17 protein-coding genes are annotated in these 15034 nt (G+C 72.6%); 7 read left to right on the top strand and 10 right to left on the bottom strand.

The window, feature by feature from the left end; genetic code table 11:
• Positions 1-182 precede the first annotated feature (182 nt).
• Positions 183-566, top strand: coding sequence for a VOC family protein (locus Q5694_RS11240; RefSeq protein WP_333932500.1), 384 nt, complete (start codon positions 183-185; stop codon positions 564-566).
• Between the two features lie 7 nt (positions 567-573).
• Here Q5694_RS11240 and Q5694_RS11235 read toward each other — a convergent pair whose 3' ends face one another.
• The 5 genes from Q5694_RS11235 to Q5694_RS11215 form a co-directional block, all read right to left on the bottom strand.
• Positions 574-1497: a DUF5829 family protein gene (locus tag Q5694_RS11235; RefSeq protein WP_333932499.1), complete on the bottom strand. Its 924-nt coding sequence runs from the start codon at positions 1495-1497 to the stop codon at positions 574-576.
• A gap of 115 nt (positions 1498-1612) precedes the next feature.
• Positions 1613-2803 (bottom strand): MFS transporter, encoded by a 1191-nt coding sequence (locus tag Q5694_RS11230; protein ID WP_333932498.1) that lies wholly within the window; start codon positions 2801-2803, stop codon positions 1613-1615.
• A 133-nt stretch (positions 2804-2936) separates the two neighbouring features.
• Entirely contained in the window at positions 2937-4040 is a 1104-nt protein-coding gene (locus tag Q5694_RS11225) for an AI-2E family transporter (RefSeq protein ID WP_443040861.1), read from the bottom strand.
• Positions 4041-4168: 128 nt separating this feature from the next.
• On the bottom strand, positions 4169-4837 hold the full coding sequence (gene msrA, locus Q5694_RS11220) for a peptide-methionine (S)-S-oxide reductase MsrA (RefSeq protein WP_333932495.1): 669 nt from the start codon (positions 4835-4837) through the stop codon (positions 4169-4171).
• A gap of 127 nt (positions 4838-4964) precedes the next feature.
• The gene (locus Q5694_RS11215; RefSeq protein ID WP_333932494.1) at positions 4965-6083 is read right to left on the bottom strand and encodes a hypothetical protein; all 1119 of its coding nucleotides are present in this window, start codon (positions 6081-6083) and stop codon (positions 4965-4967) included.
• Positions 6084-6255: 172 nt separating this feature from the next.
• On the opposite strand from Q5694_RS11215, the gene Q5694_RS11210 reads away from it, so the two are divergent.
• On the top strand, positions 6256-7410 hold the full coding sequence (locus Q5694_RS11210) for a cystathionine gamma-synthase (protein ID WP_333932493.1): 1155 nt from the start codon (positions 6256-6258) through the stop codon (positions 7408-7410).
• 16 nt (positions 7411-7426) lie between these two features.
• Here Q5694_RS11210 and Q5694_RS11205 read toward each other — a convergent pair whose 3' ends face one another.
• From Q5694_RS11205 to Q5694_RS11195, 3 genes are all read right to left on the bottom strand, one after another.
• Positions 7427-7675: a hypothetical protein gene (locus Q5694_RS11205; protein ID WP_333932492.1), complete on the bottom strand. Its 249-nt coding sequence runs from the start codon at positions 7673-7675 to the stop codon at positions 7427-7429.
• A 37-nt stretch (positions 7676-7712) separates the two neighbouring features.
• Complete coding sequence (locus Q5694_RS11200; RefSeq protein ID WP_333932491.1) at positions 7713-8240, bottom strand: sigma factor-like helix-turn-helix DNA-binding protein; 528 nt, start codon at positions 8238-8240, stop codon at positions 7713-7715.
• Between the two features lie 203 nt (positions 8241-8443).
• Positions 8444-8950, bottom strand: coding sequence for a MarR family winged helix-turn-helix transcriptional regulator (locus Q5694_RS11195; protein WP_333932928.1), 507 nt, complete (start codon positions 8948-8950; stop codon positions 8444-8446).
• A 164-nt stretch (positions 8951-9114) separates the two neighbouring features.
• On the opposite strand from Q5694_RS11195, the gene ilvA reads away from it, so the two are divergent.
• The 3 genes from ilvA to Q5694_RS11180 all read left to right on the top strand — a co-directional run bounded on the left by ilvA (position 9115) and on the right by Q5694_RS11180 (position 12415).
• Positions 9115-10344 carry a threonine ammonia-lyase gene (gene ilvA, locus Q5694_RS11190; RefSeq protein WP_333932489.1) on the top strand — a complete coding sequence of 410 codons (1230 nt, stop codon included), beginning with the start codon at positions 9115-9117 and terminating at the stop codon, positions 10342-10344.
• Positions 10345-10583: 239 nt separating this feature from the next.
• Positions 10584-11561 carry an ATP-binding cassette domain-containing protein gene (locus Q5694_RS11185; protein WP_333932488.1) on the top strand — a complete coding sequence of 326 codons (978 nt, stop codon included), beginning with the start codon at positions 10584-10586 and terminating at the stop codon, positions 11559-11561.
• Complete coding sequence (locus Q5694_RS11180) at positions 11558-12415, top strand: ABC transporter permease (protein WP_333932486.1); 858 nt, start codon at positions 11558-11560, stop codon at positions 12413-12415. Before Q5694_RS11185 ends, Q5694_RS11180 begins: the two co-directional genes overlap by 4 nt.
• A 56-nt stretch (positions 12416-12471) precedes the next feature.
• Here Q5694_RS11180 and greA read toward each other — a convergent pair whose 3' ends face one another.
• The gene (gene greA / locus Q5694_RS11175; protein WP_333932485.1) at positions 12472-12969 is read right to left on the bottom strand and encodes a transcription elongation factor GreA; all 498 of its coding nucleotides are present in this window, start codon (positions 12967-12969) and stop codon (positions 12472-12474) included.
• 178 nt (positions 12970-13147) lie between these two features.
• A complete protein-coding gene (locus Q5694_RS11170; RefSeq protein WP_333932483.1) occupies positions 13148-13546 on the bottom strand; it encodes a DUF4307 domain-containing protein in 399 nt (132 codons plus the stop codon).
• A 147-nt stretch (positions 13547-13693) separates the two neighbouring features.
• Here Q5694_RS11170 and mca point away from each other — a divergent pair, with 147 nt between their 5' ends.
• Together mca and Q5694_RS11160 are read left to right on the top strand one after the other, a co-directional pair.
• Positions 13694-14575 carry a mycothiol conjugate amidase Mca gene (mca, locus tag Q5694_RS11165; RefSeq protein ID WP_333932482.1) on the top strand — a complete coding sequence of 294 codons (882 nt, stop codon included), beginning with the start codon at positions 13694-13696 and terminating at the stop codon, positions 14573-14575.
• Positions 14568-14855 carry a hypothetical protein gene (locus tag Q5694_RS11160; RefSeq protein WP_333932480.1) on the top strand — a complete coding sequence of 96 codons (288 nt, stop codon included), beginning with the start codon at positions 14568-14570 and terminating at the stop codon, positions 14853-14855. Before mca ends, Q5694_RS11160 begins: the two co-directional genes overlap by 8 nt.
• Positions 14856-15034 lie beyond the last annotated feature (179 nt).

Below are 15034 nucleotides of genomic sequence, written 5' to 3'. Positions count from 1 at the left end.
GTCGCCGTACGACCGCGGGGACCCCGGCCGCGCCCTGGGACCCCGGCGGCGTGCCCCCCCCGCGACGAGGGCCCCGGGCACGAGCCGGGGCCCTCTGGCGTTCCTGGTGCGCGAGAGCGCGTGCCCGGGTACACAGGGGGGAGTGCACCACGGGTTCACCGCTCCGTCAGGGGAGGCCCGCCATGACCGTGCAGCTGAACCACACCATCGTCGCCGCGCACGACAAACGCGCATCGGCCCGGTTCCTCGCCGGCATCCTCGGGCTCGAGGTCGGCCCGCCCTACGGTCCGTTCCTCCCGGTCGAGATCCCCAACGGCGTCACCCTCGACTTCATGGACAGCCCCGGGGCCATCACGCCGCAGCACTACGCCTTCCTCGTCTCGGAGGACGAGTTCGACGAGATCTTCGGCCGCATCCGGCAGGCCGGGCTGACGTACTGGGCGGATCCGTTCCACAGCCGCCCGGGCGAGATCAACCACCACGACGGCGGTCGCGGCACGTACTTCGACGACCCCGACGGCCACCGCCTGGAGATCATCACCAGGCCGTACGGCAGCGGCGGCTGATCGGCCGCTACTGCCGTGGCGCCGGGCGCCGCTGACCCTGCTCCCCGAAGGTCCACACGGCACGGGGGCCCGGGCCGACGACGAGGCCGGAGTGCCCGATCCGCTCCACGTGCCGGTGGGGCACCGCCCTGTTCAGGGACAGGTCGATCCGCTTGAGCCCGACCCGGTCGAGCGGCGCCACGTCGAACCTCAGTGCCGTCCCGCCGCCCTCGGCGACGACGCCCCCGCCCTCCACGGAGCGGACCCGGAACCCCCCGGCCTCCAGCAGGGGAACGGTGTTCGCGAGGTCGCGCGCGGTCACGGCGAGGCGGATGCCCGTCACGTCCCGCATCAGGTGCTCGCGGTAGGCGTCGGGCAGGTAGCGCTCGCGTCCCACGTCGCCGGGGTACGCCGCGGGCTCGGTGTTGCTGCGCGGGTCGGCGAAGTACTCGGGCAGGTACTCCATGCCCCACGCCCCGAACAGGTCGTACTCACCGGTGGTGAACACGGCGTCGAACCAGGGCACGGGCACGCCGTCGCCGAAGTCGCGCGTCTGCCGGAACCGGACCGGGTCGGGGACGCCCTCCTCGCGCAGCCGGGCGATCACCTGCTCCAGACCGCCCTTCCGCTCGGCGGAGACACCCAGACCGGCGGCGCCGAGGGTGCCGTCCTTGCCGGGGACGTCGCCGACCCCGAACAGCTCGACGTAGGTCTCGCGGCCCATCAGGTAGCGGCCGGTCCAGGTCTGCCCGTCGACACCCGTCGTCGTGCGGACCTGGAAGTTCGCGAAGTCCCGAAGGTAGGCGGAGTGCTCGATGGCGTCGGCGGTCTCCCGGTCGAGGACGCCGTAGGCGTGGTTGTGGAACAGCAGCTGCCGCCCGCTCCCGCCCTGCCCGGCGTACGCCGTGCCCTGGACCGCCCCGGCGAGGGCCAGGACGACGATCGTGATCACCTTCAACGCTCGTCGTAACGCTCGTCGTAACGCTCGTCCGAGAACCATGCGAGGGAGCGTAAGGGGGGAACGACGGCCTCCGCCGGGGTTCCCGGGATGCCGGCCGTCCCCGCCGTCACACCCCGGACCGTACCGGCCGGCGCAGCAGGTAGACGGCGGCCGTGGTGACCAGCACGCCCATGCACGCGAGGAACACCAGCCCGGCGCCCTCCAGGCCGAGCGGTTCCGTCAGCAGCCCGACGCCGATGACCGGCACGGAGATCCCCGCGTAGGCCACGACGAACAGCGTCGAGATCACCGCCGCCCTCCGGTCGGCCGGTGACGCCGCGGCCACCGAGGACAGCGCCCCGCGGAACGCCAGCCCCTGTCCGGCACCGCCGACGAGCGCGCTCAGCACCACCAGCGCCAGCAGGCTCCAGTGCAGGGCGCCCGCGAGCAGCAGCAGACCCGCCAGCAGCGCGGCGCAGCCCAGCGGCAGCGACCGGCCGACACCGATGCGGCCGACCGCCAGCTGCCCGGCGGTCGAGGAGAAGAACGCCAGGGCGACGACCAGCCCGCTCACGGCGTGGTCGTGCAGGTCCAGGGACTCGGCGAGGAAGGCCGGGCCGACGGCCGTGAACACGCCGAACAGCGCGAACCCCACGAACGACGCGGTCGCCGCGGGGCCGAACACCGCCCGCACCCGGGCGGGCAGGGCCGGCCGCTGCGGCCGGACGGTCCGCAGCGGCCGCAGCTCCCGTACGGTCTCCGGCAGGCGCAGCAGGACGGCGGCCGACAGCACGACCAGGGCGAGGTGCACGGCGAACGGCAGGTACAGCGGCCAGCGGGCGTACCGGGCGAGCAGCCCGGCCAGCAGCGGACCGCAGCCGAGTCCGCCCATGTTGGCGGCCGTCGCCACGAAGGTGGCCCGGGAGGCGCCGCCGCGGGGCGCCAGCTCCATCACGTACGCCGTGGCCGCCCCCGTGAACAGGCCCGCGGACAGCCCCGACAGCAGCCGGCCCGCGTACAACCAGCCCAGCCCCGTCGCGCACAGGAAGCAGAGGGCGCTCGCCGCGGAGAATCCCAGGCCGCCCAGCAGCACCAGCCGTCGGCCCACGGCGTCGGAGGCGTTGCCGGCCAGCAGCAGCACACCGATGACGGCGAAGGCGTACACCGCGTAGACGACGGTGACGGTCAGCTCGGAGAAGCCCAGTTCCGCCTGGTAGAGGGGGTAGAGCGGGGTGGGCAGCGTGGTGCCGGCCATGCACACGGCGAACACCGCGCCGGCGAGCAGACACCACAGCCATCCCGGACGGTCACCGTTCATGGGCCGACGGTATCCCCGCGCAGCCTCGTCACAGGGCACGGCAGGGCAGGGCAGGGCAGACGGCGACCACTGGTCCGCGGCGGGTGGCCGTCGGGCCGTGACCGGCCGGCCCCGTCAGGGGGTGACGGGGCCGTCAGGGGGTGGCGGGGTCGGCCGGGGCGGTGCCGTCCGCGTCCGGTCCGGCCGGCGGGTCGGCGAGCTGCTCGCGGAGGTAGTTCCACACCACCGCGATCAGCGCGGCGACGGGCACGGCGAGCAGACTGCCGACGATGCCGGCGAGGCTGCCGCCCAGGGTCACCGCCAGCAGCACCACGGCCGCGTGCAGGCCGAGGCCCCGGCTCTGGATCATGGGCTGGAAGACGTTGCCCTCCAACTGCTGCACCACGATGATGACGGCCAGCACGATCAGCGCGTCCATGAGGCCGTTGGACACGAGCGCGATGAGGACCGCGACGAACCCGGCGAACAGCGCGCCGATGATCGGCACGAACGCCGAGACGAAGGTCAGCACGGCCAGGGGAAGCACCAGCGGCACGTCCAGGATCCACAGGCCCAGACCGATCAGCACGGCGTCGATCAGGCCGACGGCCGCCTGGGAGCGCACGAACGCGCCGAGGGTCGCCCAGCCGCGGTCGAAGACGGTCGGCACGTCGGTGGCGAGCCGCCCGGGCAGCTGACGGCCGAGCCAGGGCAGGAACCGCGGTCCGTCCTTGAGGAAGAAGAACATCAGGAACAGCGCGAGGACGGCGGTGACGACGCCGTTGACCACGGTGCTCACGCCCGTGACGACCGCGCCGACCATGCTGCCCACGCCCTCCTGGGCCCGGGCGACGGCGCTGTCGAACGCCTTGTTGATCTGCGCGTCCCCGATGTTCAGCGGCGGTCCGGCCGCCCACTCCCGCAGCCGCTGGATGCCCTCCACGACCCCGTCGGTCAGCTCCCCGGACTGCGAGGCCACCGGCACCGCGATCAGCGCCACGACCCCCGCGGCGAGCAGCAGGAACAGCACCGTCACCACGGACGCGGCGAGCGCGGGCGGCCATCCGCGCCGACGCAGGTACCGGGCGGCGGGCCAGGTGAGCGTGGTCAGCAGCAGCCCCACCACGAGCGGCCACACCACGGACCACATCCGGCCGAGCAACCACAGTGCGACCGCCGACGCGGCGAACACCAGCAGGAACTGGGCGGACACCCGCGCGCTTATCCGCAGCGCGGCACGGGACTTGTCGGAACTCAAGGGCGCAGTCACGCAGGCACCCTATTGGGTCCCCCCGGCCGGCCGGACCCCCGTGTCACCTCCGGCTCCCCGCCCGCCGGTCCGCGTCACGGGGCTCCCGCGCGGCCCCTTCGGCGCGGGACCCGCTCTCAGCCCCCGGCCCGTGCCACACCGACCGGGCAGGAGACCCCCGTCCCGCCGATGCCGCAGTACCCCGCCGGGTTCTTGTCCAGGTACTGCTGGTGGTAGGGCTCGGCCGGGTGGAAGGGGCGGTCGGCCGCCGAAAGGATCTCGGTGGTGATCGCGCCGTGGCCGGAGGCCGTGAGGGCCTTCTGGTAGGCCTCGCGGGAGAACCGGGCCGCGGCGTCCTGCTCGGGGGAGTGGGTGTACACGGCCGAACGGTACTGCGTGCCCACGTCGTTGCCCTGGCGGAAGCCCTGCGTCGGGTCGTGCGACTCCCAGAACGTCTTGAGCAGGCGCTCGTAGGAGATCTGCCGGGGGTCGTACACCACGCGGACGACCTCCGTGTGGCCGGTCAGGCCCGAGCAGACCTCCTCGTAGGTGGGGTTCTCGGTGAAGCCGCCCTGGTAGCCGACGAGGGTCGTCCAGACCCCGGCGGGCAGCCGCCAGAACACGCGCTCGGCACCCCAGAAGCAGCCCAGCGCGAAGTCGGCGGTCTCCAGATCCCCCGGGTAGGGGCCGAGCAGCGGGTTCCCGAGGACGGTGTGGCGGCCGGGGACCGTGAACACCGGCTTCGGGCGGCCCTTCAGCGCCTGCTCGGGCGTCGGCAGCTGCGGCGAACGGCGGTACAGGAACATGCGGGCTCCCCTCGGGTGGACGCCCCCTTCAACCGGCCCCGGCCGCACGGCATTCCGGGGGCCGGGCAGCCGGCGGGCCGGCTCGGTGCGGCAGGCTCGCCCCGGCCCGGCTGCGACCGGCCCGGGCTCAGTGCGGCAGGCTCGCCGGGCTGCCGCCGTTCGCCTCGTAGCCCGCCACCGCGAGCGCCCGGTACACCGCGAACTCCGCCGCCGGGTCGGCGGACAGCGTCCACGGCAGGGCGCCCACATGGCCGTCGACGTGGACCAGCTGGCTCATCGCCTCCGACCAGCGCTCGCTGCGGACCAGGAAGAACACCAGCATGTGCCGCACGTGCGCCAGCATCGGGTCGTCCGGGCGGGCGGAGTGGACCGCGTGCAGCGCGCCGTGCATCGCCTTGGTGACGACCTCGCTCTGCCAGAAGCTGCTGACCAGGGTCACCTCGGGAAGGTGCTCGAAGACCGCGAACAGCGGCATGGCCGCCAGCAGGGAACCCTGCGGGGCGCGGGCCGCCGCGGCCTCCGCGAACGCGTACGCCTCCTGCCGGGAGCCGTGCCACTTCTCGCACCAGTAGTGCAGCGCGGCCAGGTGCGCCCCCATGTGGACCGGGGCGCGGTCCAGGATCTTCAGCCACACCTGCTCGAAGTCCTTCTGCGAGTAGCCCAGCCCACGGGCCACCGACAGCTCGACGATGTACGGGACCGGATCGCCGGGTGCCAGCAGCGCGGCCTCGCCGCACGCCGCCCTGGCCTCCTCCATGATGATCCGGAACTCGTCCGTCCCGGGCGTCGCCGTCCGCCAGGCCTGCTGGACCAGGAACTCCGCGTGCACCGCGGCGCCGCCCGCGTCCTTGGGCGCCTCCGCCCGCCACACCCGCAGCCACTGGCCGCCCGGAGAGTCGCTCACTCCGCCCGGCCGCCGGGCGAGCTCCAGCGAGGCCGCGCCGGCGAAGGCCTGCACGCGCTGCCAGCGCCGCTCGCCCTCGGCCTCCGTGCCCGCCAGGAGCTGCTGGGCCGCGCGGTGGTCCTGCGTGCGCTGCACCAGGTCCAGGACGTCGAGCAGGTCCTGGTCGGGGCCGGGCATGCGGATGTCGAGCTCCTCCTCGCGGACGAAGCCGTAGTTCGCCGGGTCCGCCGCGTCCGGGTGGTCGGGCGAGACGAGCCCGACCGCACCGCGCCTGCGCCGCAGGAAGGGAAGCAGCACGAAGCCCAGCATGACCAGCGCGATCAGGACCCAGAGAATCTCCATGCAACAAGCGAACCAGACCGCGCCGACAATTGGCCAACCTGCTCCCCGAACCTGTGGAAAACCCCGCCCGCGGTCGCGCGGGCCCGGGGGAAATCCCTCGGAAACGCCACTGCGGCGCCCGCGCCGCCCCGTCCCCCGGCACTCCGCGTCCCGGCGCACTACCCTCGGGCCCATGAGCGACAGGCACATCAGTCAGCACTTCGAGACGCTCGCGATCCACGCGGGCAACACCGCCGACCCCCTGACGGGCGCGGTCGTCCCGCCGATCTACCAGGTCTCCACCTACAAGCAGGACGGCGTCGGCGGCCTGCGCGGCGGCTACGAGTACAGCCGCAGCGCCAATCCGACCAGGACCGCGCTGGAGGAGAACCTCGCCGCCCTGGAGGGCGGCCGCCGCGGTCTCGCGTTCGCGTCCGGGCTGGCGGCCGAGGACTGCCTGCTGCGCACGCTGCTCGCCCCCGGCGACCACGTGGTCATCCCCAACGACGCCTACGGCGGCACGTTCCGGCTGTTCGCGAAGGTCGTCGCCCGCTGGGGCGTCGAGTGGTCGGTGGCCGACACGAGCGACCCGGCCGCCGTGCGCGCCGCCCTCACCCCGAAGACCAAGGTCGTGTGGGTGGAGACCCCCTCCAACCCGCTCCTCGGCATCACCGACATCGCCGCGGTCGCCCAGGTGGCCCGGGACGGGGGCGCCCGTCTCGTCGTCGACAACACCTTCGCCACGCCCTACCTCCAGCAGCCGCTGGCGCTGGGCGCGGACGTCGTGGTGCACTCCCTGACCAAGTACATGGGCGGCCACTCCGACGTCGTCGGCGGCGCGCTGATCACCGCCGACGCCGGGCTCGGCGAGGAGCTGGCCTTCCACCAGAACGCCATGGGCGCGGTCGCCGGCCCGTTCGACTCCTGGCTGGTGCTGCGCGGCACCAAGACGCTCGCCGTGCGCATGGACCGGCACAGCGAGAACGCCGCCAAGGTCGCCGACATGCTCTCGCGGCACGCGCGCGTGACGAGCGTGCTGTACCCGGGCCTGCCGGAGCACCCCGGCCACGAGGTCGCCGCCAAGCAGATGAAGTCCTTCGGCGGCATGATCTCCTTCCGCGTCGAGGGCGGCGAGGAGGCGGCCGTCGAGGTGTGCAACCGCGCCAAGGTGTTCACGCTGGGCGAGTCTCTGGGCGGCGTCGAGTCGCTGATCGAGCACCCGGGCCGGATGACGCACGCGTCCGTGGCCGGCTCGCTGCTGGAGGTCCCCGGCGACCTGGTGCGCCTGTCCGTCGGCATCGAGAACGCCGACGACCTGCTGGAGGACCTGCAGCAGGCGCTGGGCTAGGGCCGTCCCGGCCGGGTCACCAGCCCGTCAGGGGTGGGGTCGTCTCCGAGGGCGGCTCCACCCACGGCTGGACGGTCAGCGCCCACGCGGCGAACGCCGCCGCGGCCGCGACCAGCAGCAGCCACAGCAGGCGGCGGGCCAGCGCCCTGCGCCGCAGCATCCGGCCGCCCCGGCGCACCGCCTCCGCGTGGATCCCGGGCGGCACGGTCCGCTGCCCCTGCTCCAGCAGCCGCCGCAGGGCGGCCTCCCGGTCGCCGCCGCTCATGCCCGGCTCCGCGGGCGCGCCGCACCGGCCGTGCCGGTCACGACGGCACCGCCCGGTGAGCCGGTGGCTTCGATGGTGCCTTCGCCGCCGTGACGGCCGTAGCGGGGTTCCGCGCCCCGTGCAGCAGGGCCGACTTCGCGCGGTGGCAGATCGCCCGCACACGCTCCGGTGACAGGCCGAGCAGGGCCGCCACCTGTTCCTCGGCGACGCCCTCGTGGAGCCGGAGCACCAGGACCAGCCGCTCCTGCGGGCCGAGGGACGCCAGCGGCCCGGCGGCCTGTGCCCGCCGCCCCGGAACGGCGCGGTGGTGCCACGCGCCGCGGGCGAAGCGGGTGGCCAGGTGCTGACGGGTGCGGTCGTAGGGGTCGTCGCCGCGCAGCCGGTCCCAGCACGCGTACGTGTGCGCCAGCGCCAGTGTCAGCAGGCGCCGCGCGCGGGGGTTGTCGTCCGGGTCCTCGGCGGTGAGCAGGGTGGCGGCGTGCAGCAGCCGCCCGGCCGCGCCCGCGACGAACGCCTCGAACTCGCGGGCCCGGCGGGCTGCCTGGACAGCGTGCCGCTCTCGCAACCGCGCCTCCCGCCCGACGGCCTCCCCGTCCGATGCGGTCCCCGGCCGCATCGGACGGGGACCCGGTCTCATATCAGACCGGCGACGCCTTCGCGGTCAAGAGCCGCGCAGCACCGGAACGACCGTCACGTGCGCCGCCCGGACGACGGTGTCGGCGTCCGCCTCCGAGTGCCCCGCGCGTGTGCGGTCCGTTCGTACGGTGCTCAGGACTCCGTCTGTGCCTCCGGGCCCGGCACCCCCTGTGCCGACATCCGGGAGGACAGCGCGCTGTTGAAGCGGGTCAGGAGGGAGCAGAACGCCTCGCGTTCCTCCGGCTGCCAGTCCTGGGTCAGCTCGGCCATCAACTGGCGCCGCGAGGAGCGTACTTCCTCCAGGCGGGCCTGCCCGCGCGGGGAGAGCTGCAGCACCACCGCGCGCCCGTCCTCGGGGTGCGAGGTGCGCTTGACCAGGCCGGTGTCGACGAGCGGAGCCACCTGGCGGGTGACCGTCGAGGAGTCGATCCCCATGCTCGCGGCGAGCGCCTTGACGCCCATGGGGCCTTCTTTGTCCAGACGGTTGAGCAGCAGGTACGCGGCGCGGTCCATGGAGTTGCGCACCTGCCCGACCCCGCCGAGCCGGGTCTGTTCGGCACGGCGGGCGAACAGCGCCACCTCGTGCTGCAGCGTGTCGAGGAGACCGCTGTCACCGACGGTCGTCATGTCCATCGACATTCCAGGTGTTGTGGGCATGGCCGGGGGCTCACTTCGTGGAGGGCTGGCAGATTGGGGGACAGGGTACGCGGCCGGGGGGCGGGTCGTACCGGCGCTGCGCAAAGCGGGTCTCGGAGGTTGGTCACAACGGTCGTTCCCGCCCGTGAACTGCGATGCTGGGAGTCATGAGCTACAGCACGGCTGACTCCTTGCGCTCGGTCACCCTCGACGACGTGCGCGGCGCCCAGAAGATGCTCGCGGGCGTGGCACGGGCGACCGCGCTGGAGGGCAGCAGGCACCTGTCCCGGATGGTGGGCGCGCCGGTGCACCTGAAGTGCGAGAACCTCCAGCGGACGGGCTCGTTCAAGCTGCGCGGCGCCTACGTCAGGATCGCCGGTCTGCTGCCCGAGGAGCGCGCCGCCGGTGTGGTCGCGGCGAGCGCCGGCAACCACGCGCAGGGAGTGGCGCTCGCGTCGTCGCTGCTCGGCGTGCACTCGACGGTGTTCATGCCGCAGGGCGCCCCGCTGCCGAAGGTCAGCGCGACCCGGGAGTACGGCGCCGAGGTGCGGCTGCACGGGCAGGTGGTCGACGAGACCCTGGCCGCGGCGCAGGAGTACGCGGCGCGGACGGGCGCGGTGTTCATCCACCCCTTCGACCACCCGGACGTCATCGCGGGGCAGGGCACGGTGGGGCTGGAGATCCTCGAACAGTGCCCCGAGGCCGCGACGATCGTCGTCGGGATCGGCGGCGGCGGGCTGGCCGCGGGGATCGCGGTGGCGGCGAAGGCCCTGCGCCCGGACGTGCGGATCGTGGGCGTGCAGGCGGCGGGCGCGGCCGCCTATCCGCCGTCGCTGGCGGCGGGACGGCCGGTGTCGGTGGAGAACCCGGCCACGATGGCCGACGGCATCAAGGTCGGACGGCCCGGTGACGTGCCGTTCGGCATCATCGGCGAGCTGGTGGACGAGGTGCGCACGGTCAGCGAGGACGAGCTGTCGGCCGCGCTGCTGCTGTGCCTGGAGCGGGCGAAGCTGGTGGTGGAGCCGGCCGGGGCGAGCCCGGTCGCGGCCCTGCTCAGCGACCCCGGCTCCTTCGCGGGCCCGGTCGTCGCGGTGCTGTCGGGCGGCAACGTGGACCCGGTGCTGATGGAGCGGGTGCTGCGGCACGGCATGGCCGCGCAGGGCCGTTACCTGGCGGTCCGGCTGCGGCTGACGGACCGGCCGGGCGCCCTCGCGCAATTGCTGGGCGTGTTGTCGGCGGTCGACGCTAACGTCCTGGATGTGAGCCACGTGCGGACGGACCCGCGGCTCGGGCTCACGGAGGCGGAGGTGGAGCTGCACCTGGAGACGAAGGGGCCGGCGCACTGCGCCGAGGTGGGCCGGTCGCTGCGCGAGGCGGGCTACACGGTCATGGTCTGAGGCCCCCGGACCGGCCGGGCCCTCCGGCCGGTCGGACCGTCCGGCGGCTCGGGGAGCTGCCCGCGCCCGGCCGGGCGTCCCCGCCGGCGGGGCGCTCCGGCAGGCCGGGGACTCGCCCGTGATCACGCAGTGCGACGCGCGAAAACTCGTTGTGAGACGCGATACATCGCGTTATGGTGTGTCCGTGAGCAACCTCACCGGACGTCCGTCCGGGATTCCCCGAAGACGTGGAGACTCATATGCCAGGCGCCATCCATGCCGAGGGTCTGGTCAAGACCTTCGGTGACGTAAGGGCCTTGGACGGTGTCGACCTCGATGTGCCCGAAGGCACCGTCCTCGGCCTGCTCGGGCCGAACGGCGCGGGCAAGACGACCACCGTCCGCTGCCTGACCACCCTGCTGCGGCCCGACAGCGGACGCGCGGTCGTCGCCGGAATCGACGTGCTGAAGCAACCCGACGCCGTCCGCCGCTCCATCGGCCTGTCCGGCCAGTTCGCGGCGGTCGACGAGTACCTGACCGGCCGGGAGAACCTCCAGATGGTCGGCCGGCTCTACCAGATGAAGGCCAAGGCGGCGAAGCAGCGCGCGGCCGAGCTGCTGGAGCAGTTCCACCTCACCGACGCCGCCGACCGCCCCACCAAGACCTACTCGGGCGGCATGCGCCGCCGCCTCGACCTCGCCGCCGCCCTGGTCGTCTCACCGCCCGTCATGTTCATGGACGAGCCGACGACCGGCCTGGACCCGCGCAACCGCCAGCAGCTGTGGGAGGTCATCAAACACCTGGTGTCCGGGGGCACGACACTGCTGCTGACCACGCAGTACCTGGAGGAGGCCGACCACCTGGCGCACGACATCGCGGTCGTCGACCAGGGCAGGGTCATCGCCCAGGGCACCTCCGACCAGCTCAAGGCCCGCACCGGCGGGGAGCGGGTCGAGCTCGTGGTGCACGAGCGCGAGCACATCCGCACCGCCGCCGAGGTGCTCGCCGGTTTCGGCAAGGGCGACACCACGGTCGAGGAGCACATGCGCAAGCTCACCACGCCCGTCACCGGCGGCGCCAAGCTCCTGGCCGAGGTCATCCGCGAGCTGGACACCCGCGGCATCGAGATCGACGACATCGGACTGCGCAGGCCCACCCTCGACGACGTCTTCCTGTCCCTGACCGGACACGTCGCCGAGGCCAAGGACGAAGACAGCGACAAGGAGGCCGCGAAGTGAGCGCCGTCACCGACACCATGCGGGTCACGCCGGCCGCGAACCCGGTCAGCCAGTCGATCCGGGACTCGATGGTGGTCGCCAAGCGGAACCTGATCCGCATGAGCCGCATCCCCGAGATGATCATCTACGGCCTGATCCAGCCGATCATGTTCGTGGTGCTGTTCACCTACGTCTTCGGCGGCTCCATGCAGATCGGCAACAGCACCAGCGCCATCGACTACAAGAACTTCCTGATGGCCGGCATCTTCGCGCAGACCGTCACCTTCGCCACCGCCAGCTCCGGCGCCGGCATCGCCGACGACATGCACAAGGGCCTCATCGACCGCTTCCGCTCCCTGCCCATGGCACGCGGCGCGGTCCTCACCGGACGCACCCTGGCCGACTCGGTGCAGACGGCCCTCACCCTCGTCGTCCTCGCCGCGGTCGCCCTCCTGGTCGGCTGGCGCGTCGGATCCGACGGCGACACCAACGCCGCCGAGGTCCTCGCGGCCTTCGGCCTGCTGCTCCTGCTCGGCTACGCGTTCACCTGGATCGGCGCGCTGATCGGCATGTCCGTGCGCACACCGGAGGCGGCCACCTCCAGCGGCCTGATCTGGCTCTTCCCGGTCACCTTCATCTCCAACGCGTTCGTCGACACCAGCAACATGACCCCGTGGCTGCGCCACATCGCCGAGTGGAACCCGTTCAGCGCCACGGTGCAGGCCTGCCGTGTGCTGTTCGCCAATCCGGGACAGTCCGCCTCGGACGCCTGGCCCATGCAGCACCCCGTGTGGGCCTCGCTGATCTACTCGGTCGTCATCATCGTGGTGTTCCGCACCCTGGCGGTGCGCAAGTACCGCTCCGCGACCGCATGACGAAGCCCCCGGCGCCGTCGGCGCCGGAGGCAGGTCGATGATCCGGAGGGGGAGGGTCAGCCCTCGTACGGCTCGGCCTTGAGGATCTTCACCGAGGCCTTCTTGCCGTTCGGCAGCTCGTACTCCGCGTCCTCGCCGACCTTGTGGCCGATCACGCCGGTGCCCAGCGGGGACTGCGGCGAGTAGGTCTCGATGTCGGAGCTGGCGTACTCGCGCGAGGCGAGCAGGAACGTCAGCGTGTCGTCCTCGTCACCGTCGAACGCGATCGTGACGACCATGCCGGGGGCGACCGCGCCGTCGGCGGCGGGCGCCTCACCGACCTTCGCACTCTCGAGGAGCTGGGTGAGCTGGCGCACACGGAGCTCCTGCTTGCCCTGCTCCTCCTTGGCCGCGTGGTACCCGCCGTTCTCGCGCAGGTCGCCCTCCTCGCGCGCCGCGGCGATCTTCGCGGAGATCTCCGCACGCGCGGGACCAGTAAGGTACTCAAGCTCAGCCTTGAGCTTGTTGTACGCCTCCTGGGTCAGCCAGGTGACGTTCTCGCTGGTCTGGGTCACAGGTGCTCCTCGTAGGTACTGGGAATACAAAGCATCGCCCTACCCAGAAGCATGTTCCTTCACGGAAGGGCGAAACCACGAGCCTAACAATTCGGGGGCCCGAGGGGGAGGACATAAGCGACCAGAATCACGTCGGCGCAGGTCAGCACCGGCGGATCGCGGGCGACACCCGTCGCCGTCAGTCGGTGTGGCAGCCCAGCAGCTCGGCCGTCGTCCCCGGCGAGGTCGTACGGAGCGTGACGACCTTGTCGATGCGGGTCGCGTCCCCCGCGAAGCGGAAGTCGGCCCGGCCCACCTCGGCCCCGTTCTCGGCCTGCGAGCGGACCGTGCAGTAGCCGTCCGTGCCCGCGTCCTTGCGGACCTCCAGGTGCACCCGGACGGATTCCCTGCCCTGCTCGAAGCTGATGACCTCGGCGCTGATCTCGTTCTTGGCCACGTAGTGGTAGCCGAACCAGCCGATGAGGCCCAGCAGCGCCACCCCGAGGACGGCGCCGACGACCTTGAGCGTGCGGTCGGCGCGCTCGTCCGAGGTACGGCCGTAGCGGCCCTCGGGCGGCCGCGTGCTCGCCGTGGTCATGATCGTCCTCCAGACAGGGCCGGGACGCGTGTCCCGAAAGGGGCCCCGGGACCCGGTCCCGGAATTATTCGCCCCCCGATTCGGTCACTATAGAAGCCGCCGATCGCGCCGACGCACACAGGGCGCCGACTTACTGAGGATTGAGTCTTGACTGACCAGTTGCGACTGATGGCCGTCCACGCCCACCCCGACGACGAGTCGAGCAAGGGCGCGGCGACCATGGCGAAGTACGTGTCCGAGGGGGTGGACGTGCTGGTCGTGACCTGCACGGGCGGGGAGCGCGGCTCCATCCTCAACCCCAAGCTCCAGGGCGACGCGTACATCGAGGAGCACATCCACGAGGTACGCAAGAAGGAGATGGACGAGGCCCGCGAGATCCTCGGCGTCAAGCAGGAGTGGCTCGGCTTCGTCGACTCGGGCCTGCCCGAGGGCGACCCGCTGCCGCCGCTGCCGGAGGGCTGCTTCGCCCTGGAGGACGTCGACCACGCGGCCGGCGAGCTGGTGCGCAAGATCCGCGCCTTCCGTCCGCAGGTGATCACCACCTACGACGAGAACGGCGGCTACCCGCACCCCGACCACATCATGACCCACAAGATCTCCATGGTGGCCTTCGAGAGCGCCGCGGACACCGAGAAGTACCCGGAGGCCGAGTACGGCCCGGCCTACCAGCCGCAGAAGCTCTACTACAACCAGGGCTTCAACCGCCCCCGCACCGAGGCCCTGCACCAGGCGATGCTCGACCGCGGTCTGGAGTCGCCCTACGGGGACTGGCTCAAGCGCTGGGAGGAGTTCGGCATGAAGCAGCGCACGCTGACCACCCACATCCCGTGCGCCGAGTTCTTCGAGATCCGCGACAAGGCCCTCATCGCGCACGCCACGCAGATCGACCCCGACGGCGGCTGGTTCAAGGTCCCGATGGAGATCCAGAAGGAGGTCTGGCCGACGGAGGAGTACGAGCTGGCGAAGTCCCTCGTCGATACCTCCCTCCCCGAGGACGACCTCTTCGCGGGCATCCGCGACAATGCCTGACATGAGCGCAAGCGCAAGCCTGGCAATGACGCACCTCGTCACCATCGCCAAGGAGGTCGACGAGGACAAGGTCACCCCCGGCGTCCTCGGCTTCATCGTCTTCGCGGCGATGGCCCTGGCCGTGTGGGCCCTGATGAAGTCCATGAGCCGGCACATGAACAGGGTCGAGTTCACCCAGGTCCCGGACCCCAGGGAGCCCTCCGACCCGGAGCCGTCCCGGGCCGAGTCCGCCGGCACCGCCGACGCGGGGTCCTCGGGCCAGGGCAAGAAGCAGGTCTGACCCCTCCGGCCGGGCAGCCCCCGGCCGGACACCCGCCCGCCGGCGGCCCCACCACCGCCGGCGGGCGCGACGTGCATCCCGCAACCGGCCGCTCCCGTCCCGCGGCGTGCCTCGGACGGAAGCGGTGCGGTCGCGGCTCGCGCCCGGCTCCGCCTCCGGCCGGCCGACCGGGCGGGCCC

Source organism: Streptomyces sp. AHA2 (assembly GCF_036857595.1).
In the GTDB taxonomy this organism is placed as follows: Bacteria; Actinomycetota; Actinomycetes; order Streptomycetales; family Streptomycetaceae; genus Streptomyces.
Note: the sequence above shows the minus strand (reverse complement) of the source record. Positions and strands in the feature narration are given on the sequence as shown.